This is a genomic window from Halomonas sp. LBP4 (genome assembly GCF_003202205.1).
GTDB classification, from domain to species: domain Bacteria; phylum Pseudomonadota; class Gammaproteobacteria; order Pseudomonadales; family Halomonadaceae; genus Halomonas; species Halomonas flagellata.
Genome location: NZ_PDOG01000009.1, coordinates 42270 through 66316, shown reverse-complemented (window position 1 = coordinate 66316; position 24047 = coordinate 42270). Strand labels below are relative to the sequence as shown.

General features: G+C 65.9%; 33 protein-coding genes. 29 read left to right on the top strand and 4 right to left on the bottom strand.

The features are described 5' to 3' along the window. The first annotated feature begins 8 nt into the window (after positions 1–8). The 24 genes from rplB to rplQ all read left to right on the top strand — a co-directional run bounded on the left by rplB (position 9) and on the right by rplQ (position 11753). Complete coding sequence (gene rplB, locus CR157_RS20385) at positions 9–839, top strand: 50S ribosomal protein L2 (protein WP_110285365.1); 831 nt, start codon at positions 9–11, stop codon at positions 837–839. Positions 840–872: 33 nt separating this feature from the next. After that, on the top strand, positions 873–1148 hold the full coding sequence (rpsS, locus tag CR157_RS20380; protein WP_008959165.1) for a 30S ribosomal protein S19: 276 nt from the start codon (positions 873–875) through the stop codon (positions 1146–1148). Between the two features lie 18 nt (positions 1149–1166). Further along, positions 1167–1499 carry a 50S ribosomal protein L22 gene (rplV, locus tag CR157_RS20375; protein ID WP_089848247.1) on the top strand — a complete coding sequence of 111 codons (333 nt, stop codon included), beginning with the start codon at positions 1167–1169 and terminating at the stop codon, positions 1497–1499. A gap of 11 nt (positions 1500–1510) precedes the next feature. Then, a complete protein-coding gene (rpsC, locus tag CR157_RS20370; protein WP_110285364.1) occupies positions 1511–2209 on the top strand; it encodes a 30S ribosomal protein S3 in 699 nt (232 codons plus the stop codon). Positions 2210–2224: 15 nt separating this feature from the next. Beyond that, entirely contained in the window at positions 2225–2638 is a 414-nt protein-coding gene (rplP, locus tag CR157_RS20365) for a 50S ribosomal protein L16 (protein ID WP_110285363.1), read from the top strand. Then, entirely contained in the window at positions 2638–2829 is a 192-nt protein-coding gene (rpmC, locus tag CR157_RS20360; protein ID WP_010626474.1) for a 50S ribosomal protein L29, read from the top strand. The genes rplP and rpmC overlap by 1 nt, the downstream gene beginning before the upstream one ends. A 1-nt stretch (position 2830) precedes the next feature. Continuing rightward, positions 2831–3091 carry a 30S ribosomal protein S17 gene (gene rpsQ, locus CR157_RS20355; RefSeq protein WP_009099001.1) on the top strand — a complete coding sequence of 87 codons (261 nt, stop codon included), beginning with the start codon at positions 2831–2833 and terminating at the stop codon, positions 3089–3091. A gap of 39 nt (positions 3092–3130) precedes the next feature. Then, positions 3131–3502 (top strand): 50S ribosomal protein L14, encoded by a 372-nt coding sequence (gene rplN, locus CR157_RS20350; protein ID WP_008959163.1) that lies wholly within the window; start codon positions 3131–3133, stop codon positions 3500–3502. A gap of 14 nt (positions 3503–3516) precedes the next feature. Then, complete coding sequence (rplX, locus tag CR157_RS20345; RefSeq protein ID WP_102626751.1) at positions 3517–3834, top strand: 50S ribosomal protein L24; 318 nt, start codon at positions 3517–3519, stop codon at positions 3832–3834. Positions 3835–3852: 18 nt separating this feature from the next. After that, the gene (gene rplE / locus CR157_RS20340; protein WP_110285362.1) at positions 3853–4392 is read left to right on the top strand and encodes a 50S ribosomal protein L5; all 540 of its coding nucleotides are present in this window, start codon (positions 3853–3855) and stop codon (positions 4390–4392) included. Between the two features lie 10 nt (positions 4393–4402). Continuing rightward, positions 4403–4708, top strand: a complete 306-nt coding sequence (gene rpsN / locus CR157_RS20335; RefSeq protein WP_110285361.1) for a 30S ribosomal protein S14 — start codon at positions 4403–4405, stop codon at positions 4706–4708. A gap of 32 nt (positions 4709–4740) precedes the next feature. Continuing rightward, positions 4741–5133: a 30S ribosomal protein S8 gene (gene rpsH / locus CR157_RS20330; protein ID WP_110285360.1), complete on the top strand. Its 393-nt coding sequence runs from the start codon at positions 4741–4743 to the stop codon at positions 5131–5133. Positions 5134–5142: 9 nt separating this feature from the next. Next, the gene (gene rplF / locus CR157_RS20325) at positions 5143–5673 is read left to right on the top strand and encodes a 50S ribosomal protein L6 (protein ID WP_110285359.1); all 531 of its coding nucleotides are present in this window, start codon (positions 5143–5145) and stop codon (positions 5671–5673) included. Positions 5674–5682: 9 nt separating this feature from the next. Then, positions 5683–6033: a 50S ribosomal protein L18 gene (gene rplR, locus CR157_RS20320; protein ID WP_102626746.1), complete on the top strand. Its 351-nt coding sequence runs from the start codon at positions 5683–5685 to the stop codon at positions 6031–6033. A gap of 12 nt (positions 6034–6045) precedes the next feature. Continuing rightward, positions 6046–6546, top strand: coding sequence for a 30S ribosomal protein S5 (rpsE, locus tag CR157_RS20315; protein ID WP_102626745.1), 501 nt, complete (start codon positions 6046–6048; stop codon positions 6544–6546). Between the two features lie 5 nt (positions 6547–6551). Next, a complete protein-coding gene (gene rpmD, locus CR157_RS20310) occupies positions 6552–6734 on the top strand; it encodes a 50S ribosomal protein L30 (protein ID WP_110285358.1) in 183 nt (60 codons plus the stop codon). Between the two features lie 3 nt (positions 6735–6737). After that, a complete protein-coding gene (gene rplO / locus CR157_RS20305) occupies positions 6738–7172 on the top strand; it encodes a 50S ribosomal protein L15 (protein WP_110285357.1) in 435 nt (144 codons plus the stop codon). Beyond that, positions 7173–8504 (top strand): preprotein translocase subunit SecY, encoded by a 1332-nt coding sequence (gene secY, locus CR157_RS20300; protein ID WP_110285356.1) that lies wholly within the window; start codon positions 7173–7175, stop codon positions 8502–8504. It abuts the gene before it with no gap. An 80-nt stretch (positions 8505–8584) separates the two neighbouring features. Next, complete coding sequence (gene rpmJ, locus CR157_RS20295) at positions 8585–8698, top strand: 50S ribosomal protein L36 (RefSeq protein WP_008959154.1); 114 nt, start codon at positions 8585–8587, stop codon at positions 8696–8698. Between the two features lie 125 nt (positions 8699–8823). Beyond that, a complete protein-coding gene (rpsM, locus tag CR157_RS20290) occupies positions 8824–9180 on the top strand; it encodes a 30S ribosomal protein S13 (protein WP_110285355.1) in 357 nt (118 codons plus the stop codon). Between the two features lie 39 nt (positions 9181–9219). Continuing rightward, positions 9220–9606 carry a 30S ribosomal protein S11 gene (gene rpsK / locus CR157_RS20285; RefSeq protein ID WP_009723883.1) on the top strand — a complete coding sequence of 129 codons (387 nt, stop codon included), beginning with the start codon at positions 9220–9222 and terminating at the stop codon, positions 9604–9606. 12 nt (positions 9607–9618) lie between these two features. Further along, complete coding sequence (rpsD, locus tag CR157_RS20280; protein ID WP_110285354.1) at positions 9619–10239, top strand: 30S ribosomal protein S4; 621 nt, start codon at positions 9619–9621, stop codon at positions 10237–10239. A gap of 83 nt (positions 10240–10322) precedes the next feature. Then, the gene (locus CR157_RS20275) at positions 10323–11321 is read left to right on the top strand and encodes a DNA-directed RNA polymerase subunit alpha (RefSeq protein ID WP_110285353.1); all 999 of its coding nucleotides are present in this window, start codon (positions 10323–10325) and stop codon (positions 11319–11321) included. Positions 11322–11360: 39 nt separating this feature from the next. Further along, positions 11361–11753, top strand: coding sequence for a 50S ribosomal protein L17 (rplQ, locus tag CR157_RS20270; RefSeq protein WP_102626739.1), 393 nt, complete (start codon positions 11361–11363; stop codon positions 11751–11753). Between the two features lie 79 nt (positions 11754–11832). Here rplQ and uvrA read toward each other — a convergent pair whose 3' ends face one another. Continuing rightward, positions 11833–14703, bottom strand: a complete 2871-nt coding sequence (gene uvrA, locus CR157_RS20265; RefSeq protein ID WP_110285352.1) for an excinuclease ABC subunit UvrA — start codon at positions 14701–14703, stop codon at positions 11833–11835. A gap of 163 nt (positions 14704–14866) precedes the next feature. Here uvrA and CR157_RS20260 point away from each other — a divergent pair, with 163 nt between their 5' ends. From CR157_RS20260 to CR157_RS20245, 4 genes are all read left to right on the top strand, one after another. Then, a complete protein-coding gene (locus tag CR157_RS20260) occupies positions 14867–16261 on the top strand; it encodes an MFS transporter (RefSeq protein WP_110285351.1) in 1395 nt (464 codons plus the stop codon). Between the two features lie 71 nt (positions 16262–16332). Further along, the gene (gene ssb / locus CR157_RS20255; protein ID WP_110285350.1) at positions 16333–16941 is read left to right on the top strand and encodes a single-stranded DNA-binding protein; all 609 of its coding nucleotides are present in this window, start codon (positions 16333–16335) and stop codon (positions 16939–16941) included. 49 nt (positions 16942–16990) lie between these two features. Next, a complete protein-coding gene (locus tag CR157_RS20250; protein WP_110285349.1) occupies positions 16991–17884 on the top strand; it encodes a sugar nucleotide-binding protein in 894 nt (297 codons plus the stop codon). Beyond that, on the top strand, positions 17881–18645 hold the full coding sequence (locus tag CR157_RS20245; RefSeq protein ID WP_110285348.1) for a lysophospholipid acyltransferase family protein: 765 nt from the start codon (positions 17881–17883) through the stop codon (positions 18643–18645). Before CR157_RS20250 ends, CR157_RS20245 begins: the two co-directional genes overlap by 4 nt. A gap of 79 nt (positions 18646–18724) precedes the next feature. On the opposite strand, the gene fabB is transcribed toward CR157_RS20245, so the two are convergent. Continuing rightward, a complete protein-coding gene (gene fabB / locus CR157_RS20240; protein ID WP_110285347.1) occupies positions 18725–19942 on the bottom strand; it encodes a beta-ketoacyl-ACP synthase I in 1218 nt (405 codons plus the stop codon). Positions 19943–19955: 13 nt separating this feature from the next. Further along, positions 19956–20471, bottom strand: coding sequence for a 3-hydroxyacyl-[acyl-carrier-protein] dehydratase FabA (fabA, locus tag CR157_RS20235; RefSeq protein ID WP_110285346.1), 516 nt, complete (start codon positions 20469–20471; stop codon positions 19956–19958). A gap of 230 nt (positions 20472–20701) precedes the next feature. On the opposite strand from fabA, the gene CR157_RS20230 reads away from it, so the two are divergent. Then, positions 20702–22573 carry a putative bifunctional diguanylate cyclase/phosphodiesterase gene (locus CR157_RS20230; protein ID WP_110285345.1) on the top strand — a complete coding sequence of 624 codons (1872 nt, stop codon included), beginning with the start codon at positions 20702–20704 and terminating at the stop codon, positions 22571–22573. A 51-nt stretch (positions 22574–22624) separates the two neighbouring features. Here CR157_RS20230 and phrB read toward each other — a convergent pair whose 3' ends face one another. Next, positions 22625–24043: a deoxyribodipyrimidine photo-lyase gene (gene phrB, locus CR157_RS20225; protein ID WP_110285344.1), complete on the bottom strand. Its 1419-nt coding sequence runs from the start codon at positions 24041–24043 to the stop codon at positions 22625–22627. Positions 24044–24047 lie beyond the last annotated feature (4 nt).

Below are 24047 nucleotides of genomic sequence, written 5' to 3'. Positions count from 1 at the left end.
TACGGATCATGGCAATCGTCAAGACTAAACCCACATCCGCCGGTCGTCGCCACGTCGTCAAGATCGTCGGTGACGAGCTGCACAAGGGCCGGCCCTATGCGCCGCTGCTCGAGAGGCAGACACGCAGCGGTGGGCGCAACAACAACGGCCGCATCACCACCCGTCATGTGGGCGGTGGTCACCGTCAGCACTACCGGCTCATCGACTTCAAGCGTACCAAGGATGGCGTCCCCGCCGTCGTCGAGCGCCTGGAGTACGATCCGAACCGCAGCGCGCACATCGCGTTGCTGAAGTACCTCGACGGCGAGCGTCGCTACATCATCGCGCCCAAGGGCGTGAGCGCGGGCGACCGTCTCGAGTCCGGCGTCAACGCGGCGATCAAGAAGGGTAACGCCCTGCCGCTGCGCAACATTCCGCTGGGTTCCACCGTGCACTGCATCGAGCTCAAGCCCGGCAAGGGCGCCCAGCTTGTCCGCAGCGCCGGCACCAGCGCCCAGCTGGTCGCCCGTGAGGGCAACTACGCCACCCTGCGCCTGCGCTCCGGCGAGATGCGCAAGGTGCTGGCCGAGTGCCGTGCGACCCTGGGTGAAGTGAGCAACTCCGAGCACAGCCTGCGTCAGCTTGGCAAGGCCGGTGCGAAGCGCTGGAGAGGTGTGCGTCCGACCGTTCGCGGCGTGGTCATGAACCCGGTGGACCACCCGCACGGTGGCGGTGAAGGCCGCACCAGCGGTGGTCGTCACCCGGTGACCCCGTGGGGTATCCCCACCAAGGGCCACAAGACCCGCAAGAACAAGCGCACCGACAAGCTGATCGTCCGTCGCCGCAAGGCACGGAACTGAGAACTTACGCCAAGACATTAAGAGGTAACGGCTGTGCCACGTTCACTGAAGAAAGGTCCCTTCATTGACCTTCATCTGCTGAAGAAGGTTGAGGCTGCAGTGGAGAAGAGCGACCGCAAACCGATCAAGACCTGGTCGCGTCGCTCCATGATCCTGCCCAACATGGTCGGGCTCACCATTGCAGTCCATAACGGTCGCCAGCACGTCCCGGTGCATGTCTCCGAGGAAATGGTTGGCCACAAGCTGGGCGAATTCGCTGCCACCCGCACCTATCGCGGTCACGCGGCGGACAAGAAAGCCAAACGGTAAGCCAGAGAGGATTGAGAGATGGAAGTCACAGCTAAGCTGCGTGGCGCTCGTTTATCCGCCCAGAAGGCCCGTTTGGTGGCTGACCAGGTGCGCGATAAGCCGGTCGCCGAAGCGCTGGACCTGCTGACCTTCTCGCCGAAGAAGGCTGCCAAGCTGGTCAAGAAGGTGCTTCAGTCCGCCATCGCGAACGCGGAAGAAAACAACGGCATGGATATCGACGAGCTGCGTGTCTCGACCATCTGCGTCGATGAGGGCATGACGCTCAAGCGCATCCGTCCGCGCGCCAAGGGCCGTGCGGATCGCATTCTGAAGCGCACCTGCCACATCACCGTCAAGGTAGCCGAGAAGTAGGAGTCGACCAGATGGGTCAGAAAGTCAATCCAACAGGCATCCGGCTGGGTATCGTCAAGGACCATACCTCCGTCTGGTATGCCGAGCGCGGCGCCTATGCCGATAAGCTCAACAACGACCTCGAAGTGCGTCGCTTCCTCGAGGAGCGCCTGAAGAACGCTTCCGTGAGCCGCATTCACATCGAGCGTCCGGCCAACAACGCCCGCATCACCATTCACACTGCCCGTCCGGGCATCGTGATCGGCAAGAAGGGCGAGGACGTCGATCGTCTGCGCCGCGAGGTCACCGCGATGATGGGCGTGCCCGTGCACGTCAACATCGAGGAAGTCCGCAAGCCGGAGCTGGATGCCAAGCTCGTCGCGCAGAACATCGCCGGCCAGCTCGAGCGTCGCGTGATGTTCCGTCGCGCCATGAAGCGTGCCGTGCAGAACGCCATGCGTCTGGGCGCCGGCGGCATCAAGGTGCAGCTCTCCGGCCGCCTCGGCGGTGCGGAAATCGCCCGCACCGAGTGGTACCGGGAAGGTCGCGTTCCGCTGCACACCCTGCGTGCGGACATCGACTACGCCACCTACGAAGCCAAGACCACCTACGGCATCATCGGTGTCAAGGTCTGGGTCTTCAAGGGTGAAATCCTCGGGGGCATCGAAGAGGTCCGCGCCAAGGCGAAACAGCCGCAGGCCGCGCCCTCCAAGAAGAAAGGTTCCAGGTAAGGGGAGAGCGAGTCGATGTTACAGCCCAAGCGTATGAAGTTCCGCAAGATGATGAAGGGCCGCAACCGTGGCCTGGCGCATCGCGGAAGCAAGGTGAGCTTCGGGGAATACGGCCTCAAGGCTACCGGTCGCGGCCGCATCACGGCGCGCCAGATCGAAGCCGGCCGTCGTGCGATCACCCGTCACGTCAAGCGTGGCGGCAAGATCTGGATCCGCGTCTTCCCCGACAAGCCGATTTCCAAGAAGCCGCTCGAAGTCCGTATGGGTAAGGGCAAGGGCTCCGTCGAGTACTGGGTCGCGCAGATCCAGCCGGGTCGGGTCCTGTACGAGATCGAAGGCGTTCCCGAGGAGCTGGCCCGTGAAGCCTTCTCCCTGGCCGCCCAGAAGATGCCCCTGTCCACCACCTTTGTGAAACGGACGGTGATGTGATGAAAGCCCAGGAAATTCGTGAAAAATCAGTCGAGCAGCTCCAGGAGCAGCTCTTCGAACTCCTCCGCGAGCAGTTCAACCTGCGCATGCAGAAGGCCACCGGCCAGCTGAGCCAGACTCATCTGCTCAAGCAGGTTCGTCGGGATATCGCCCGGGTGAAGACTGTGCTCAACGAGAAGGCAGGTGACTGAGATGGCCGAAGAAAAGAAAGCCCGTACGCTCACCGGCAAGGTGGTGAGCGACAAGATGGACAAGTCCATCGTCGTGATGATCGAGCGCCGTGAGCGTCACCCGATCTATGGCAAATACGTTAAGCGCTCCACCAAGCTGCACGCCCATGACGAGGCGAACCAGGCGAAGGCCGGCGACACCGTCTCCATCCAGGAGTGCCGTCCGCTGTCCAAGAAGAAGGCCTGGACGCTGGTCGAGGTGGTCGAGCAGGCCAAGGGCTGAGCTCGGCGAGAGCAGTCAGATTAGGTTTGGAGAAAACCGATGATTCAGACTCAGACAATGCTGGATGTCGCCGACAACAGCGGAGCGCGCCGGGTGCAGTGCATCAAGGTGCTCGGCGGTTCACACCGCCGTTACGCCCGCGTCGGTGACATCATCAAGGTCACGGTGAAGGAAGCCATCCCGCGTGGCAAGGTCAAGAAGGGCCAGGTCCTCAAGGCGGTGGTGGTTCGCACCCGCAGTGGCGTTCGTCGTCCCGACGGTTCGCTGATCCGCTTCGACGGAAATGCGGCGGTTCTGTTGAACAACACCAACGAACAGCCGATCGGAACCCGTATCTTCGGGCCGGTAACTCGTGAGCTTCGGAACGAGAAGTTCATGAAGATCATTTCCCTGGCGCCCGAAGTGCTGTAAGGAGCGAGGCGGATATGCAAAAAATCAAACGTGACGATGAAGTGGTCGTCATCGCCGGCAAGGACAAGGGCAAGCGTGGCACGGTCAAGCGCGTCCTCAAGGACGAACGCTTCGTCGTGTCCGGTGTGAACATGATCAAGCGTCACACCAAGCCCAACCCCATGGCGGGTAAGCAGGGCGGTATCGTCGAGCGCGAGGCTCCGATTCACGCGTCCAATGTTGCCATCTTCAATCAGGAGACCGGTAAGGCGGATCGCGTCGGCTTCCAGGTGAAGGAAGACGGTACCAAGGTACGTATCTACAAGTCGACGCAGACGCAGATCGACGCCTAACGCGAGTCGGGTAGCAAAATGGCGAACTTGAAAGAACGTTATCAGAACGAGGTGGTGGCTCAACTCAAAGAGCAGTTCAGCTACGCCAACGTGATGCAGGTGCCGCGGATCACCAAGGTGACTCTGAACATGGGCATCGGCGAAGCGACCAGCGACAAGAAGCTGATCGAGAATGCCATCGGTGACCTGGAGAAGCTCTCCGGTCAGAAGCCGTTGGTGACCAAGGCGCGCAAGTCCATCGCGGGCTTCAAGGTGCGTGAAGGCTGGCCGATCGGGATCAAGGTGACCCTGCGCTCCGCGCGCATGTGGGACTTCCTCGATCGCCTGGTGAATATCGCGATCCCCCGCGTTCGTGACTTCCGTGGTCTCAACCCGAAGTCCTTCGACGGTCGTGGCAACTACTCCATGGGGGTGCGTGAGCAGATCATCTTCCCGGAGATCGAGTATGATAAGATCGATCGGATTCGTGGTCTGGATGTCACCATCACCACCACCGCCAACACCGATGAAGAAGGTCGTGCGCTGCTGAGCGCGCTGAACTTCCCGTTCAAGAAATAAGGGTGGGATCATGGCAAAGAAGAGCATGGTAGAGCGTGAGCTCAAGCGCACCAAGCTGGTGGCGAAGTATGCCGCCAAGCGCGCCGAGCTCAAGGCGGTCATCCAGGACGTCAACGCTTCCGATGAAGAGCGCTTCGAGGCAACGCTGAAGCTGCAGCAGCTGCCGCGCGACTCCAGCCCGGTGCGCCAGCGCAACCGCTGCCGTATCACTGGCCGTCCGCACGGCTTCTACAACAAGTTCGGCCTCGGCCGCAACAAGCTGCGTGAAGCCGCCATGCGTGGCGATGTGCCCGGGCTGAAGAAGTCCAGCTGGTAACGCCACGTAGAAACATCAGGAGCGCAACGTAAATGAGCATGCAAGACACTCTGGCGGATATGTTCACCCGTATCCGCAATGCGCAGATGGCCACCAAGGAGACGGTTTCCATGCCGTCCTCCAAGCTGAAGGTCGAGGTGGCTCGCGTATTGAAGGAAGAGGGCTACATCAACGACTTCGCGGTGTCCGAAGGTGCCAAGCCCGAGCTGGCCGTGACCCTCAAGTATTTCGAGGGCAAGCCGGTCATCGAGCACATCCAGCGGGTTTCCAAGCCGTCCCTTCGCTCCTACAAGGGCAAGGACGCGCTTCCGAAGGTCGCCGATGGCCTGGGTATCGCGATCGTCACCACCTCCAATGGGGTGATGACCGATCGTGCGGCTCGCAAGGCTGGTGTCGGTGGCGAAGTCATCTGCACCGTATTCTAGGAGTTTGGAATGTCCCGCGTAGCCAAATATCCGGTTAAAGTGCCCAGCGGCGTCGACATCAAGTTCGACGGCGACCAGCTGACCGTCAAGGGCGGCCAGGGCACCCTGTCCATGACCGTGCACGCCGATGTGGCGATCGGTCAGGAGGACGGACAGCTGACCTTCGCCCCGAGCGAGTCCGCCAAGAGCTGGGCAATGGTCGGTACCACCCGTGCCCTGGTCCAGAACCTGGTCACCGGTGTCTCCGAGGGCTTCACCAGGACCCTCGAGATCAACGGCGTCGGTTATCGTGCCCAGGCAAAGGGCCAGACGCTCAATCTTACACTGGGCTTCTCGCACCCGGTCGACTACACGCTGCCTGACGGTGTCGTGGCGGAAACGCCCAAGAACACCGTGATCGTGCTGAAGAGCGCGGACAAGCAGAAGCTCGGCCAGGTCGCCGCGGAAATCCGCGCCTTCCGTCCGCCCGAGCCCTACAAGGGCAAGGGTGTCCGGTACGCCGACGAGCAGGTGCGTCGCAAAGAAGCCAAGAAGAAGTAAGGCAGGGTTATGAACGCGAAGAAAGAATCTCGTCTCCGTCGTGCCCGCCGTGCTCGCGCCAAGATCCGCGAGCTGGGCGTGTATCGCCTGTGCGTCAACCGTACCCCCCGCCACATCTATGCGCAGATCATCTCGCCGGATGGTGGCAAGGTCCTGGCCAGTGCTTCCACGCTGGACAAGGCCCTGCGTGAGGGTGCGACCGGCAACGCCGACGCCGCCGCCAAGGTGGGCGCACTGATTGCCGAACGCGCCAAGCAGGCAGGCATCACCCAGGTGGCCTTCGATCGTGCCGGTTTCAAGTACCACGGTCGCGTGAAGGCCCTGGCCGACGCCGCTCGTGAAGGCGGCCTGGAATTCTAAAGGGTTTTTACGATGGCGAAGAACGAACAGCAAAGCGGCGATCTGCAGGAAAAGCTCGTGCAGGTCAACCGTGTCGCCAAGGTGGTCAAGGGTGGCCGGATCTTCGGTTTCACCGCCCTGACCGTCGTGGGCGATGGCAAGGGTCGTGTCGGCTTCGGTCGTGGCAAGGCGCGTGAAGTGCCGGTCGCGATCCAGAAGGCGATGGACCAGGCGCGCCGCAACATGATCAAGGTGAACCTCAGCGGTGGCACCCTGCAGTACCCGGTCAAGGCCCGTCACGGCGCCTCCAAGGTGTACATGCAACCGGCCTCCGAGGGTACCGGGATCATTGCCGGCGGCGCCATGCGCTCCGTGCTCGAGCTGGCCGGCGTCCACGACGTCCTGGCCAAGTGCTACGGCTCCACCAACCCGGTGAACGTGGTGCGGGCGACCGTCAATGGTCTGGCCTCCATGCAGTCGCCGGATGACATCGCCGCCAAGCGCGGTCTGTCCGTCGAAGCGATCACGGGGTAAATACCATGGCAGCAACACTCAAGGTTACCCAGACCCGCAGCACCATCGGCATCCTGCCCAAGCACAAGGCCACCATGAAGGGCCTCGGGCTGCGCCGCATCGGTCACTCGGTCGAGCTGGAAGACACCCCTGCCGTGCGCGGCATGATCCACAAGGTCAACTACCTTGTGCGCGTTGAGGGAGAGTAATCCATGAAACTCAATAGCCTGAGCCCGGCTCCGGGTTCCAAGCACGCCGAGAAGCGCGTCGGCCGTGGCATCGGCTCCGGTCTGGGCAAGACCGGTGGCCGCGGCCACAAGGGCCAGAAAGCGCGCAGCGGCGGCACGGTGAAGCCCGGTTTCGAGGGTGGCCAGATGCCGTTGCAGCGGCGTCTGCCCAAGTTCGGCTTCACCTCCATGAAGTCGTTGGTCTCCGAGGAGGTCCGCCTGGCCGAACTGGCCAAGGTCGCCGGTGACGAGGTCACCCTGGACAGCCTCAAGCAGGCCAACGTGCTGAAGGACGCCACGCAGCACGCGAAGGTGATCCTTTCCGGCGAACTGAACAAGGCGGTCACGGTTCGCGGCCTCAAGGTCACCAAGGGTGCCCGTGCCGCGATCGAAGCCGCCGGTGGCAAGGTAGAGGACTAAATGGCCAAGTCAGGAAAAATGCCGGCGATGGGCAGCGGTCTGAGTGAACTGTGGGCGCGTCTGCGCTTCGTGCTCCTCGCCATCGTGGTCTACCGTATCGGTGCCCACATCCCCGTTCCCGGTATCAATCCTGACCAGCTTGCTGCCTTGTTCAGGGAGCAGCAGGGCACCATCCTGGGCATGTTCAACATGTTCTCGGGTGGCGCCCTGGAGCGCATGAGCATCATGGCGCTGGGCATCATGCCCTACATCTCGGCGTCGATCATCATGCAGCTGCTGACCGCGGTCTCGCCCCACCTCGAGCAGCTCAAGAAGGAAGGCGAGGCCGGCCGCCGCAAGATCAGCCAGTACACCCGCTACGGCACCGTTGTCCTGGCGCTGGTCCAGGCCACCGGCATGTCGGTGGGCCTGGCCAGCCAGGGCATCGCCTACTCGGCCGACTTCAGCTTCTATTTCACCGCCATCGTCAGTTTCGTGACCGGTGCGGTGTTCCTGATGTGGCTGGGCGAGCAGATCACCGAGAAGGGCATCGGCAACGGCATCTCGCTGCTGATCTTCTCCGGTATCGTCGCCGGCCTGCCCGGCGCCGTCGGCCAGGCCTTCGAGCTGGCCCGCAACGAGGGGGCGTGGAACGTGTTGCCGCTGCTGGCCCTCACCGTGCTGGGTGTCGCGACCGTGGCCTTCGTGGTGTTCATCGAACGCGGCCAGCGCCGCATCACGGTGAACTACCCGCGTCGCCAGGTCGGCAACAAGATGTACGCCGGCCAGAGCAGCTACCTGCCGCTCAAGGTGAACATGGCCGGCGTCATTCCGGCCATCTTCGCCTCCAGCATCCTGCTGTTCCCGGCCTCGCTGGGCCAGTGGGTGGGGGCCGGCGAAGGCATGGAGTGGCTGCAGCGCGCCTCCCAGGCCCTGGGCCCGGGTCAGCCGCTGTATATCTTGCTTTTCGGCGCGGCGGTGGTATTCTTCTGCTTCTTTTACACAGCGCTGGTCTTCAATCCCAAGGATGTCGCTGACAACCTCAAGAAGTCGGGGGCCTTCCTGCCGGGGATTCGCCCGGGCGAGCAGACCGCTCGCTACGTCGACAAGGTCATGACCCGTCTGACCCTGTTCGGTGCCTTGTACATCACTGCGGTTTCCCTGATGCCCCAGTTCCTGATCGTGGCGTGGAACGTGCCGTTCTTCTTCGGCGGTACCTCGCTGCTGATCGTGGTGGTGGTGATCATGGACTTCATGGCCCAGGTGCAGTCGCACCTCATGTCGCACCAGTACGAGTCGGTGATGAAGAAGTCCAACCTGAAAGGCTACGGTAGCGGCGGCATCATGCGCTGAGGCGCGGCGCCGCTGGCGATTTGGCGCGCCGCGAGCCGAAGTGTCGACTCGCGGCGCGAGCCAACTTTGGAGATGGAACGATGAAAGTTCGAGCTTCCGTAAAGAAAATGTGCCGTAACTGCAAGATCATTCGTCGCAATGGCGCCGTGCGCGTCATCTGCAGCGAACCGCGGCACAAGCAGCGTCAGGGCTGAGCCCCGACTGCTGTGCTGGACCGGGTGCCGGCATGCCCCTTGCCCTCTGGTAGGGAAAGGGGTATGCTGTTGCGCCTTTTGTAGATGACCAATCGAGCAAGCCGCTCAATTTTCGGAGTAAGCTGATGGCCCGTATAGCAGGCGTCAATATCCCGGACAACAAGCATGCGGCGATCTCGCTGACCTATATCTTCGGGATTGGCCGTACTCGCGCTCAGGGGATCTGTGCCGCGACCGGCATCGCGCCGACCACCAAGATCCAGGAGCTGTCCAGCGAAGAGCTGGATGCCCTGCGGTCCGAAGTCGGCAAGTATACCGTTGAAGGTGACCTGCGCCGTGATGTCACGCTGAATATCAAGCGTCTCATGGACCTGGGTTGCTACCGTGGTCTGCGTCATCGTCGTGGTCTTCCGCTGCGTGGTCAGCGTACCAAGACCAATGCGCGTACCCGCAAGGGCCCGCGCAAGCCGATCCGCAAATAACACGCACGTTCTGGCGTAAAGACAGGAATAGACATCAACATGGCTAACCCGCGTAGCAACCGTAAAAAGGTTAAAAAGCAGGTGGTGGATGCCGTTGCGCATATCCACGCCTCTTTTAACAACACGATCGTGACGATCACAGACCGCCAGGGCAACGCTCTTTCCTGGGCGACTGCCGGTGGTTCGGGTTTTCGTGGTTCTCGCAAGAGCACCCCGTTCGCTGCTCAAGTGGCAAGCGAGCGTGCAGCGACTGCTGCAGCCGAGTATGGTGTGAAAAACGTCGACGTGCTGGTCAAGGGCCCCGGTCCTGGCCGTGAATCCGCCGTGCGCGCTCTGAATGCCGCCGGCTTCCGCGTGCAGAGCATCACCGACGCGACGCCCATTCCCCACAATGGCTGCCGTCCGCCGAAGAAACGCCGCGTATAAGGAGACAGATTCATGGCTCGTTACATTGGACCGAAGTGCAAACTGTCTCGTCGTGAGGGGACCGACCTCTTCCTCAAGAGCGGTGTCACTCCCTTCGAGAAGAAGTGCAAATCCGAGCAGATTCCGGGTGTGCACGGCCAGCGCCGTCAGCGTCTTTCCGACTACGGCTTGCAGCTTCGCGAGAAGCAGAAAGTGCGCCGCATGTATGGCGTGCTCGAGAAGCAGTTCCGCAACTACTACAAGGAAGCGGCCCGTCTCAAGGGCGCGACCGGCGAGGTGTTGCTGCAGCTTCTCGAATCCCGACTGGACAATGTCGTCTACCGTATGGGCTTCGGCTCGACCCGTTCCGAGGCGCGGCAGCTGGTCAGTCACAAGGCGATCGCCGTGAACGGTCGCGCCGTCAACGTGGCGTCCTACCAGGTCAAGCCCGGGGACGTGGTGTCCGTGCGCGAAAAGGCGAAGAACCAGGCGCGTATCCAGAATGCCCTGGCGATCTCCGCCAACCGCGGCGATGTGGCCTGGGTCGAAATCGATGCCAAGAAGATGGAAGGCACTTTCAAGGCTCTGCCTGAACGCGGTGACCTGACTGCCGACATCAACGAAAACCTGATCGTCGAGCTGTACTCGAAGTAATCGCCTCCGGGTGATGCCGGGCCCGCGGTGCGGGCCCGGTGACGAGTACCGAGTATCCGTTTGGCAGCCTGAAAGGTGTTCATATGCAGCGTTCAGTGACAGAGTTTCTCCGGCCTCGCGACATCAAGGTCGAAGAAATCAGCGCACACCACGCGAAGATCGTGCTCGAGCCCTTCGAGCGTGGTTTCGGCCACACTCTGGGCAATGCACTGCGTCGCATCCTGCTCTCGTCCATGCCCGGCTGTGCCGTGGTGGAAGCCGAGATCGCCGGAGTCGATCACGAGTACAGCGCGATCGAGGGCGTCCAGGAAGATGTCATCGAAATCCTCCTGAACCTCAAGGACGTGGCGATCAAGATGCACAGCCGCGACGAGGCGGTGCTCTCGCTGAACAAGCAGGGCCCGGCCGTGGTGACCGCGGGTGACATCGCTCTCGACCATGACGTCGAGATCGTCAATCCCGAGCACGTCATCGCTCACGTCAACGAAGGCGCCGAGCTGAAGATGCAGCTCAAGGTGGCGCGCGGCCGCGGCTATGAGCCGGCAGATGCCCGTCTCGGTGCCGACGACGAGTCTCGTGGCATCGGTCGCCTGCAGCTGGATGCGACCTTCAGCCCCGTGCGCCGGGTTTCCTACGCCGTGGAGGCCGCGCGTGTCGAACAGCGCACCGACCTCGACAAGCTGATCATCAGCCTGGAGACCGACGGCACCCTGGATCCGGAAGAGGCGATCCGTCGCAGCGCGACCATCCTGCAGGAGCAGCTGGCCGCGTTCGTCGACCTGGAAGCCGACAAGGAACAGGAAGTGGAGGAGGAGGAGGATCACATCGATCCGATCCTGCTGCGCCCCGTAGACGATCTCGAGTTGACCGTCCGCAGTGCCAACTGCCTGAAGGCCGAGAATATCTACTACATCGGCGATCTGATCCAGCGCACCGAGGTGGAGCTGCTGAAGACCCCGAACCTCGGCAAGAAGTCCCTGAACGAGATCAAGGACGTTCTGGCAGCCCGTGGTCTGTCCCTGGGCATGCGGCTGGAGAACTGGCCGCCGGCAAGCCTGAAGGACGACAAGGCCTCCGCGTGAGCGTCGACTCGAGTCCCAGTTTGGTAAGGAATCACAACCATGCGTCATCGTAAGAGTGGTCGTCACCTGAATCGCACGAGCTCGCACCGCCAGGCCATGTTCAAGAACATGAGCGTGTCGTTGATCGAGCACGAAGTGATCAAGACAACCCTGCCCAAGGCCAAGGAGCTGCGTCGCGTCATCGAGCCGCTGATCACCCTGGCCAAGCAGGACAGCGTCGCCAACCGCCGTCTGGCCTTCAGCCGTACCCGCTCGAAGGAAGCGGTCGGCAAGCTCTTCAATGAGCTGGGCCCGCGTTACGTCGAGCGTCCGGGCGGTTACGTCCGTATCCTCAAGTGCGGCTTCCGCACCGGCGACAACGCCCCCATGGCCTTCGTCGAGCTCGTCGATCGCCCGATCGTCGAGGACGAGGACGTCGCCGTCGAGGAGTGATCCCCGGCAGCGGGCTTCGGCCTTGGCAGCGCAAGAGAAAAACCGGCTCCCGAAAGGGGCCGGTTTTTTTTGAGCTTGCTCAGCTCTCCGCTGCGCTCGCGGCCCGTGGCTCGCGGCTCGTTGCCTGTTTCTCCAGCAGCGGCTTGAGGAAGCGCCCGGTGTGCGAGGCCTCCATGCGGGCGACCTGTTCCGGGGTGCCCTCGGCGATGATGAGCCCGCCGCCGGAGCCGCCCTCGGGGCCGAGATCGATGAGCCAGTCGGCGGTCTTGATCACGTCCAGGTTGTGCTCGATCACCACGATGGTGTTGCCGTGGTCGCGCAGCCGGTGCAGCACGGTGAGCAGCTGGCGGATGTCCTCGAAGTGCAGGCCGGTGGTCGGCTCGTCGAGGATGTAGAGGGTCTTGCCGGTGTCGCGCTTGGCCAGTTCGCGGGCCAGCTTGACCCGCTGGGCCTCGCCGCCGGACAGCGTCGTGGCGCTCTGGCCGAGGCGGATGTAGGAGAGCCCCACGTCCATCAGCGTCTGCAGGCGCCGGGCGATGGCCGGCACCGGGCTGAAGAACGCCAGCGCCTCCTCGACGGTCATCTCCAGCACCTCGTGGATGCTCTTGCCCTTGTAGGCGATCTCCAGGGTCTCGCGGTTGTAGCGCTTGCCCTTGCAGACGTCGCAGGGCACGTAGATGTCCGGCAGGAAGTGCATCTCGACCTTGATCATGCCCTCGCCCTGGCACGCCTCGCAGCGCCCGCCCTTGACGTTGAAGGAGAAGCGCCCCGGCTTGTAGCCCCGCGAGCGGGCCTCCTGGGTGCCGGCGAAGAGCTCGCGGATCGGCGTGAAGATGCCGGTGTAGGTGGCGGGGTTGGAGCGCGGCGTGCGCCCGATGGGGCTCTGGTCGATGTCGATCACCTTGTCGAGCAGCCCGAGCCCCTCGATGTGGTCGTGGGCCTCCGGCGTCAGGCTGGTGGCCTTGTTGAGCTCGCGGGCGGCGATCGGCATCAGGGTGCCGTTGATCAGCGTCGACTTGCCGGAGCCGGAGACGCCGGTGACGCAGATCAGCAGCCCGAGCGGCAGCTCCAGGGTGACGTCCCGCAGGTTGTTGCCGGTGGCGCCGACCAGGCGCAGCACCTTCTCCGGGTTGCCGGGAATGCGCCAGGGCGGGACCTCGATGCGGCGTGAGCCCGCCAGGTATTGGCCGGTCAGCGACGCCGGCGTGGCCATGATCTCTTCGGGCGTACCCTGGGCGACGATGCGGCCGCCATGGACCCCGGCGCCGGGGCCGATGTCGAGCACGTGGTCGGCGGCACGGATGGCCTCCTCGTCGTGCTCGACCACGATCACGGTATTGCCCAGGTCACGCAGGTGCTCGAGGGTCTTGAGCAGGCGGTCGTTGTCGCGCTGGTGCAGGCCGATGGAGGGCTCGTCGAGGATGTACATCACCCCCACCAGGCCGGCGCCGATCTGGCTGGCCAGGCGGATGCGCTGGGCCTCGCCGCCGGAGAGGGTGTCGGCGCTGCGCTCCAGGTTGAGGTAGTCGAGGCCGACGTTGACCAGGAACTCCAGGCGAGCATGGATCTCGTTGATGATCTTGATGGCGATCTCGCCCTTGCGGCCGGGCAGCGTGAGCTCCCTGAAGTAGCGCAGGGCCTCGCCGATCGGCAGGTGGACGATCGCCGGCAGGGGGCGGTCGTCGATGTAGACGTGGCGCGCCTCCTTGCGCAGGCGCGAGCCGTGACAGGTGGGGCAGGGCTGTACGGCGACGAAGCGCGCCAGCTCCTCGCGCACCATGCTCGACTCCGTCTCGCGGTAGCGGCGCTGCATGTTGGGCAGCACCCCCTCGAAGGGGTGCTCGCGGGTCACCTTGCGTCCGCGGTCGTTGACGTAGCTGAAGGCGATCTCGTCGCCGCCGCTGCCGTGGAGGATGATCTCGCGCTCGTGGCGGGCCAGCTCCTGCCAGGGGGTCTCCAGGGTGAAGCGATAGTGGTCGGCCACCGCCTGGAGCTGGTTGAAATAGTAGACGCTGCGACGGTCCCAGCCCTTGATCACGCCCTCGGCAAGCGACAGCTCCGGGTGGCTGATCAGCTTGGCAGGGTCGAAGAACTGCTGTACCCCCAGGCCATCGCAGGTGGGGCAGGCCCCGGCCGGATTGTTGAAGGAGAACATGCGTGGCTCGAGCTCGGCGATGGAGTAGCCGCACACCGGGCAGGCGAAGCGCGCCGAGAAGGGGATGTCGGCCTGTTCGCCGTCCATGAAGTGGACCACGGCGATGCCGTCGGAGAGCGCCAGCGCCGTCTCGAAGGACTCGGCCAGGCGCTGGGCCAGGCCGTCGCGGACCTTGATGCGGTCGACCACCACGCTGATGTCGTGCTTGCGATTCTTGTCCAGGGGGGCGATGTCGTCGAGCTCCAGCGCCTGGCCGTCGACCATGGCGCGCACGAAGCCCTGGGCGCGGAGTTCGGCGAGCAGCTGCAGGTGCTCGCCCTTGCGGCCCTTGACCACCGGCGCCAGCAGCATCAACTTGCTGCCCTCCGGCAGCGCCAGCACCTGGTCGACCATCTGCGAGATGGTCTGGGCTTCGAGATCCTCGCCGTGCTCCGGGCAGCGCGGGGTGCCGGCGCGGGCGAACAGCAGGCGCAGGTAGTCGTAGATCTCGGTGATGGTGCCCACCGTGGAGCGCGGGTTGTGGGAGGTGGACTTCTGCTCGATGGAGATCGCCGGCGAGAGCCCCTCGATGTGGTCGACGTCGGGCTTCTCCATCATCGACAGGAACTGCCGGGCATAGGTGGAGAGCGACTCCACGTAGCGCCGCTGGCCCTCGGCGTAGAGGGTGTCGAAGGCCAGCGACGACTTTCCGGAACCGGAGAGCCCGGTGACCACGATCAGGGCGTCGCGTGGCAGCTCCACATCGATCTGCTTGAGGTTGTGGGTGCGGGCACCCCTGACCAGAATCCTGTCCATTCCCACCTCGAGACGCACGGCAAAGGCTCGATTATACGTCCGCCGCCGCATCGCCGGCAAAAGCGTTGCCGGCGAGTGGCTTTCCCTGGGGGGTGGCGAGCCGCTAGAATGTGCGGTCCACCAACGGGCAGACGATGCCCGCTCACGGAATGCCGAAAACCCTATGCGAAAGGTCTCTGGACTGCTGTTAGCCACCGAGCGGCGTGCCATCGCCGGCCTTGCCGGCCTCTATGCCACGCGCATGCTGGGGTTGTTCATGGTGTTGCCGGTGCTGGCGCTCTATGCCGACGAGCTGAGCGGCGCCACGCCGTTGCTGGTGGGCCTGGCGCTGGGCGTCTACGGGCTCACCCAGGCGATCCTGCAGATCCCCTTCGGGTTGCTCTCCGATCGCCTCGGCCGCAAGCCGGTGATCGCCGCCGGTCTGCTGCTGTTCCTGCTCGGCAGCGTCGTGGCCGCCCAGGCGGACTCCATCGGCGGTGTGATCCTGGGGCGCTGCCTGCAGGGCAGCGGGGCGGTGGCCGCGGCGATCATGGCGCTGCTCGCCGACCAGACCCGGGAGCAGGTGCGCACTGCGGCCATGGCCACCATCGGCCTGTCGATCGGGGTGGCCTTCGCCGTGGCCATGGTGCTGGGCCCCTGGCTGGCGGCCTGGCTCGGCCTGTCGGCGGTGTTCTGGTTCACCGCCTTGCTCGCCATGCTGGGGCTCGCGGTCCTGTGGAAGCTGGTGCCGCCGGCGCCGCGTCGCCTGCGTCACCGCGACGTGGGGATCGACCGCGACCAGTGGCGGGCGATCATCGCACGCAGCGACCTGTGGCGAATGGACCTGTCGATCTTCGCCCTGCACCTGATCCTGATGGCGATCTTCGTCGCCGTGCCCTTCCGGCTGCTGGAGGTAGGCATCGACCTCGAGCGCCATGGGCTGGCCTACCTGGGGATCATGGTGCTGGCCTTCGCCATCATGGTGCCGCTGGTGATCGTCGCCGAGAAGCAGCGACGCATGAAGACCATGTGCCTGCTGGCGATCGCCGCCATCACCCTGAGCCTGGGGGGGCTGGCGGGGCTCGCCGCGGGTCGCTGGGGGCTGTTCGGCTGGCTGCTGCTGTTCTTCGTCGCCTTCAACCTGCTCGAGGCCACCCTGCCATCGATGCTCAGCAAGCTGGCCCCGGCCGGGGCCAAGGGCACCGCCATGGGCATCTACTCCACCAGCCAGTTCCTCGGCGCCTTCCTGGGCGGTGTGCTGGGCGGGCTCCTGGCCCAGGAGTGGGGGCTGTCGGCGGTCTTTCTCGGCTGTGCCCTGCTCGGTCTGGGGTGGCTGGCGCTGATGGCCGGCATGACGCCGCCACGCCACCTCTCCAGCGAAGTGGTGGCGCTGGAGGGTGAGCACCATGGCGATGCGCTGGAGACGCTGATGGCACATCTCGCCGAGGTGGCCGGGGTCGAGGACGTGCTGGTGGTGCCCGAGGAGCGGCTGGCCTACCTCAAGGTGGATCGCCAGCGCCTCGACGAGGAGGCGTTGGCAAGGTTGATCGATACACGCAGGGATCACAGCGGCGTATGATCTGACACAGGGCGCCCCGTCGCGCCACCGATATCGCAGCATCACGAATTCACGACAGCAAGGAGTCCCTCATGGCCCGTGGCGTCAACAAGGTCATTCTCATCGGCAACCTGGGGCAGGACCCGGAAGTGCGCTTCATGCCTTCCGGCAACCCGGTCGCCAACCTGCGTCTCGCCACCACCGACACCTGGACGGACCGCCAGAGCGGCCAGCGCCAGGAGCGCACCGAATGGCACACGGTGGTGATGTTCAACAAGCTGGCCGAGATCGCCCAGCAGTACCTCAAGAAGGGGTCGCGCATCTACATCGAGGGACGGCTGCAGACCCGCAAGTGGCAGGGCCAGGACGGCCAGGATCGCTACAGCACCGAGATCGTCGCCAATGACATGCAGATGCTCGATTCCCGCGGCGGCGGTGACGCCCAGGGTGGCGGCATGGCCCAGCAGGGCGGTGGCATGGCCCAGCAGGGCGGCGGTTATCCGGGGGGGCAGCAGCAGCCCCAGGGTGGCTACGGCAATGCGGCCCAGCAGGGTGGCGGCTTCGGCGGCGGCCAGCCCCAGCAGCGACCGGCCCCGCAGCCGGCACCGGCCCCGCAGCAGGGCGGCGGCCAGCAGGGCGGCAACTATGGTGCCCCCGATCCGGGCAGCTTCGATGACTTCGACGACGAGATCCCGTTCTGAGCGAGCCGGACCTGACGCCCGGGCGGCGCCGGAACCCGAAGGAGACGCCGTGAAGCTGCTGATACTCGATGCCGGCCACTGCCTGAGCCTGGCGCTGGCCCGGGAAGCCAACCGGCGTAGCGATACCGAACTGGTCATCGAGGCCGGCCTCGCGCTCGACGCGGGCCGGCTCGAGGAGATCGCCCCCGATGCGCTGGTGATTCCGCCCCTGGCGCGGCCGATCAGCGCCGAGCCGGCCGCCGTCACGGCCCATGCCGAGGCGGTGGAGACGTGCCTGGAGGCCTGCCTGGCGGCCGGCGTGCCCCTGGTGTGGTGTGTCTCCGACCAGCTCTACGAGGATGGCTTCGAGGCGCCGATCGACGAGCATGTCATCCCCGCCCCGCGCGACGAGAGCCTGCGCCGGCTGATCGTCACCGGCGACCGGATCCGTGCCGAGCACCCCCACCATCTGATCGTGCGGCTCGGGCCGCTGTTCGCCCTGGAGGGCAGCAACGCCTGGCTGAATGAACTGATCGATACCCTGGTGGCCGGCGGGGAGGTGCGCGGCGAGTCCGACGTGACCTTCTGTCCGACCTCGGCGGATGCCGTGGCCATGGCGCTGATCGGCATGCTCCAGCAGCAGCACTGCGGTGCCGGTGCCTGGGGCAGCTATCACCTGGCCGGCACCGAGCCGGTCAGTGCCTACACCTTCATCTCCATGGTGCGCACCCAACTGGCGACCCGGCTGGAGGGGCGTGGCGAATGCCTCGAGCTGGGCAGCGTCAAGGCGCTCCACCACCACCATGACCAGCCGTTGCGCCGGGTGCTCAACTGCCGCCGGGTCCTGGAGGTGTTCGGCGTACACCAGAAACCCTGGCGGCTGGAACTGGGTCGCATGCTGGATGCCTGGTTCCGGGGCTATGACCGCTGCCGCCCCGACACGGAGGTCGACGAGAGGCCATGAACGTCCTGCGCAGCCTGCTGTTCTATGCCGGCTACTTCCTGGCCATGCTGGTCTGCGGGGTGCTGTTCGTGCCGGTGGCGCCGCTGCTGCCGCTGTCGCGGCGCTACCGGCTGCTCAACCTCTACAACCACTTCATCATCGCCTGGTTCCGGGTGACCTGCGGGGTGCGCTACGACATTCGCGGGCGCGAGCGGTTGCCCGAGGGGCCCTGCGTGATCCTGGCCAATCACCAGTGCGAGTGGGAAACCGTCTACCTGCAGTTGCTCAAGCCGCCGGTATGCACGGTACTCAAGCAGGAACTGCTGCGTATTCCCCTGTTCGGCTGGGGGCTGCGCCTGCTGCATCCCATTGCCCTGGATCGCTCCAAGCCGGCCCGGGCCATGCGGCAGGTGCTCAGCCAGGGCAAGTCGCGCCTGGAGGAGGGCCTCTCGGTACTGATCTTCCCGGAGGGGACGCGGGTGCCCCCGGGCAGGCGCCGCCGCTACAACAAGAGCGGCGCGGTGATTGCCTGTCGCGCGGGGCGGCCGGTGGTGCCGGTGGCCCACAATGCCGGCGAGCGCTGGCCGGGCCGGTACTGGGTGAAGAACCCGGGGCGGCTCTCGCTGGTGGTGGGTGAGCCCATCGAGACCCTGGGACGGACGCCCGAGGAGGTGCTGGTCGAGGTGGAGGCCTGGATCGAGGCGCGGCTGGCGGAGATCTCCGAGATTCCCCGGCCGACGGCGCCGGAGACGGCCACGGCCACCGAGAAACCGACGGCGTGACGGACCGGTCGCTGCCCGCCTGACGCAAGAGGCGCCCCGATGGGGCGCCTCTTGCGTGTCGGCCCGGCTCCGCCGGGTGTCAGTCGCGGAACTTCTCCAGCACCAGGCAGGCGTTGGTGCCGCCGAAGCCGAAGCTGTTGGTGAGCACGCGTTCGACCTTCACGCCGTCGCGCCGGGTGGTGACGATGTCGAAGCCGTCGGCCTGTGCGTCGAGGGTCTCGACGTTGGCGGAGGCGGTGATGAAAGCGTTCTCCATCATCAGCAGCGAATAGATCGCCTCCTGCACGCCGGTGGCCCCCAGGGAGTGGCCGGTCAATGACTTGGTGGAGCTCATCGCCGGAGTGCTGTCGCCGAACACCTCGCGGATCGCCTTGAGCTCGGCGACATCGCCCACCGGGGTGGAGGTGCCGTGGGTGTTGATGTAGTCGATCTCGCCATCCACGGTGGCCAGCGCCTGACGCATGCAGCGTGCCGCGCCCTCGCCGGAGGGCGCCACCATGTCGTGGCCGTCTGAAGTGGCACCGTAGCCGGTGACTTCGGCGTAGATCCTGGCGCCGCGGGCACGAGCGTGCTCGAGTTCCTCGAGCACCAGCATGCCGCCACCACCGGCGATGACGAAGCCGTCGCGGCCCTTGTCGTAGGGCCGCGAGGCCTTGTCGGGCGTCTCGTTATACTGGGTGGAGAGCGCCCCCATGGCGTCAAACAGGCACGACAGGGTCCAGTGCTCCTCTTCGCCGCCGCCGGCGAAGACCACGTCCTGCTTGCCCATCTGGATCTGCTCCATGGCGCTGCCGATGCAGTGGGCCGAGGTGGCGCAGGCCGAGGAGATCGAGTAGTTGACCCCCTTGATCCTGAACGGCGTGGCCAGGCAGGCGGAAACGGTGCTGCCCATGGTGCGGGTGACCCGATAGGGGCCGACCCGGCGCAGGCCCTTCGCGCGCATCACGTCGGCGGCCTCGACCTGGTTGGCGCTGGAGGCGCCGCCGGAACCGGCGATCAGGCCGGTGCGCTCGTTGGAGACCTGCTCCGGGGCGAGGCCCGCATCCTCGATGGCCTGGGCCATGGAGACATAGGCGTAGGCCGCCGCATCGCCCATGAAGCGGAGAAGCTTGCGGTCGATCAGGGCGTCGAGGTCGATGTCGACGACGCCGGCCACCTGACTGCGAAAGCCGCGCTCGGCGTACTCCTCCTTGAAGCGAATACCGGAGCGCCCGGCCTTGAGCGCCTCGAGAACCTGTTGCCGGTCGTTGCCCAGGCAGGACACGATGCCCAGGCCGGTGACTACCACTCGTCGCATGGAAGCCTCCTGATCAGAAGTTCGCAGTGGAGGTGAACAGGCCGACGCGCAGGTCATTGGCCTGATAGATGTCGCGGCCATCGACGCACACGGTGCCGTCGGCCATGCCGAGGATCAAGCGCCGGGTGATGATGCGCTTGATGTTGATCCGGTAGGTGACCTTCTGTGCCTCGGGCAGGATCTGGCCGGTGAACTTGACCTCGCCGCAGCCCAGTGCCCGGCCACGACCCGGGTGGCCCAGCCAGCCCAGGTAGAAGCCGACCAGCTGCCACATGGCATCGAGGCCCAGACAGCCGGGCATCACCGGGTCGCCGGGGAAGTGGCAGTCGAAGAACCACAGGTCGGGACGGATATCCAGCTCGGCGATCAGCTCGCCCTTGCCGTGGTCGCCGCCGTCTTCGTAGATGCGCGTGATGCGGTCGAGCATCAGCATGTTGGGAGCCGGCAACTGGGCGTTGCCCGGGCCGAACAGCTCGCCGCGTGAGCAGGCCAGCAGTTCTTCGCGATCAAAGGAGTGTTGCTTGGTCACTGAGTCATTCCGAGAGTCGACATTGTTGTCTGCCGCGAGCGGCATGCTGCCGCCGAGCGGCCCCGACTAGTCTACTGTCCGTGGCCCGGGAATGCACGTCGGGCCGCTGGCGTTGAAAGTTGCCGGCCGATGCCGGGTTACAGTTATGCGGCAGTCGGCCGATATCGGGGGAACGAAACCGCCCGCGCCAGACGCGATGCCCCTCACCTGCCCGAGCCGAGCCTTCTGCCATGTGGCCAGCCTTCACGCTCAATCGCCCGCTGCTCTGGATCGGCCTGGCCGCCTTGTCGGCGAGCGTCTGGTTGCCCGGCGTCGCCCTTCGCCTGGCGGCCGCCTCCCTGGTGGCGCTGGGCCTGATGGACGCCTGGCGGCAGGTCCGCCTGGAGCACCAGCGGGCCCGCCTGGGCCAGGATGCCCTGGCGCTGTCGGAAGACGGGGTGATCATCACCGACGCCGACAATCGCATCCAGGCGGTCAACCCCGCCTTCACCCGCATCACCGGCTATACCGCCGAGGAAGTGCGCGGGCGCAACGCCACCACACTCTCCGCGCCGCGTCACGACAAGGCCTTCTTCGAGCGCTACTGGCAGACGCTGCGCACTACCGGACGCTGGGAGGGGGAGATCTGGAACCGACGCAAGCACGGCGACGAGTACCCCGAGTGGCTGAGGGTCCGAGCGGTCAGCGATGACCGGGGCCGGACCACCCACCATGTCTGCCTGTTCACCGACATCTCGATGCACAAGGCCCGGGAGCGGGACCTGCGACGCATCGGCTTCGAGGACCCGCTCACCGGCCTGCCCAACCGCCGTCGCCTGCACGACCTGCTCGACTCCCGGCTGCGCCACCTGCGGGCCGGCGAGAGCCTGGACATGGCGATGATCGACATCGATGGCTTCAAGTCGATCAACGATGGGCTGGGGGTGGAGATGGGCGACCGCCTGCTGGCGCGCTTCGGCCAGCGGCTCGCCGGCCATGTGGCCGGCGGCGTGGTGGGTCGCCTTGGCGGCGACGAGTTCCTGGTGATCCGCACCACCACCTTCGATGATCATGACCACTGGATTGCCGGCCTCCAGGCCCACCTGGGCGAACCCTTCGAGATCGAGGGGCACTCGCTGCGCTTCGGCCTGACCATCGGCAGCTGCCGGGCGCCCGAGGACGGTCGCGAGTCCGGCGTGCTCTTCCAGCGGCTGGAGTCGGCCCTCTATGCCGCCAAGCGCCATGGCCGCAACCACAGCCAGCGCTTCCGGCCGTCGCTGGACATGCAGGACAGTCCGCAGCTGGGGCTGGTCAACGAGCTGCGCCATGCCCTGGCCACCGGTACCCAGCTGGAACTCCACTACCAGGGGCAGCACCACCTGGCGGATGGCGCCCTGGTGGGGCTCGAGGCGCTGCTGCGCTGGCGACATCCACGGGACGGGATGATCTCGCCGGCGGACTTCATCCCACTGGCCGAGCGTCACGGCCTGATGGCCTCGCTGGGCAACTGGGTGATCGACCAGGCGCTGGCGCAACTGGCCCGCTGGCGGCGTCTCGGCATGCCCGAGGTGCCGGTGTGGGTCAACGTCTCGGCGCTGCAGATGTTCCAGGGCGAGCTGGAGACGGCGCTCGCCGCCGGGCTTGCCCGTCACGGCATCCCCCCGGGGCTGCTCGGCCTGGAGATCACCGAGTCGGTGCTGCTCGACGAGCGGGCCGGCGATATCGCCCCGCGCCTCGGCGTGTTGCGCGGGCGTGGCCACCCCATCGCCATCGATGACTTCGGCACCGGCTATTCGTCGCTGGGCTACCTGAAGAAGTTGCCGCTGGACAAGCTCAAGCTCGACCGCGCCTTCATCAAGGCCCTGCCCGACGATCGGGCCGATGCGGCCATCGTCGGCGCGGTGCTGGCCATGGCCCGGGGGCTCGAGCTCCAGGTGATCGCCGAGGGGGTGGAAACGATCGCCCAGCGCGACTTCCTGCAGGCGGCGGGCTGCTCGCTGGTGCAGGGCTTCCTCTATGCCCGCCCCTTGCCGGCAGAGCTGCTCGAGGCGCAGTGGCAGGAGCACGACTCGGCCGGGGGGCCGCCCGGCGGGGCGCGGGTGGCGGCGGAAGCGACCGCCTAGCCTGGGCGGGCCCGGTGCATGGCGATGTCCTCCCGGTGGAGTGAGCGGGGGTCAGGCCGGCCTGAGGGCCTTGAAGGCGTCCAGGGCGCGGGCCCGGGCGGCCTTGTGGTCGACGATGGGGGGCGGGTAGTCGAGGCCGCCGACCGGGTCCCGGGGCGGTGCATGGCGGGCCCGGACCGGCAAGGCGGCGAGCTCGGGCAGCCACTCGGCGAGGAAGGCGCCGTCCGGGTCGAAGCGCTGCGACTGGGTGGTGGGGTTGAAGATGCGGAAGTAGGGGGCGGCATCGGTGCCGGTGGAGGCCGCCCACTGCCAGCCGCCGTTGTTGGCGCAGAACTCGCCGTCGACCAGGTGGCGCAGGAAGAAGGCCTCGCCGTGGCGCCAGTCGATCAGCAGGTGCTTGGCCAGGAACATGGCGGTGATCATGCGCAGGCGGTTGTGCATCCAGCCGGTGGCCACCAGCTGGCGCATGGCCGCATCGACGATGGGATAGCCGGTGCGCCCCTCGCACCAGGCACGAAAGCCGGCGTCGTCGTCGCGCCAGGCGAGGGCCTCGGTGTGGGCCTGGAAGGCGCGACGGCGACAGACCCGGGGAAAGCCGAAGGCGACGTGCCGGTAGAACTCCCGCCACACCAGTTCGTTGACCCAGGCCGTGAGCCCCGCATCGCCCTCGGCGAGGCTGCCGGCGTTCTCGGCCAGCACCGCCTGCAGGCACCGGCGGTGGGAGAGCATCCCCAGCGCCAGGTAGGGCGACAGCTCGCTGGTGCCGCGGATCGCCGGGACGTCGCGCTGGCGGGCATAGTGGCGGCCGCGAAAGCACAGGAAGCGCTCGAGCCGGTCGGCGGCGGGGCCCTCGCCGGCGGGCCAGAGCCGGTCATCGACCGGGGGGTCGTCGAGTGCCGGCAGCTCGGGCAGCGGGTCCGGGGCGATGGGCAGGCGTGCCTGGGGCGCCGGCGCCTCGTGCAGGGCGATGCGCTCTGCGCTAAGCCGGTGGTGCCAGGCCTTGGCGAAGGGGGTGAAGACGCCGTAGACGTCGCCCTTGCCGGTGAGCAGTTCACCGGGAGCAAAGGCGACGCTGTCGTGATGGCCCCGGGCCGCCAGGCCGGCGGCCGCGAAGGCGCCGATCACGGCTTCGTCGCGGCGCCTCTCGTCGAGGGGGTACTCATGGTTGAAGTGCAGTGTCCGGGCGCCGGTGTCCCGGGCGACGGCCAGCAGCGCCGCCGGGGCCTCGGCGAAGTCGTCGAGCTCCCGGTGGAGCAGCGGAATGTGGAGGCCCTCGAGGGAGACCTTGAGGGCCGCCACCCCGCGGGCCCAGAAGTCGAGCTTGTTGGCGCCGTGGCCGTGGCGCTGCCAGTGGGGCAGGCAGCGCAGGAAGACCGCGACCACCGGCCCCTGGCGGGCGGCGGCGGCCAGGGCGCGGTTGTCGTGGACGCGCAGGTCGCTGCGGAACCAGATCAGGATGGGGGCGGGCATGGGG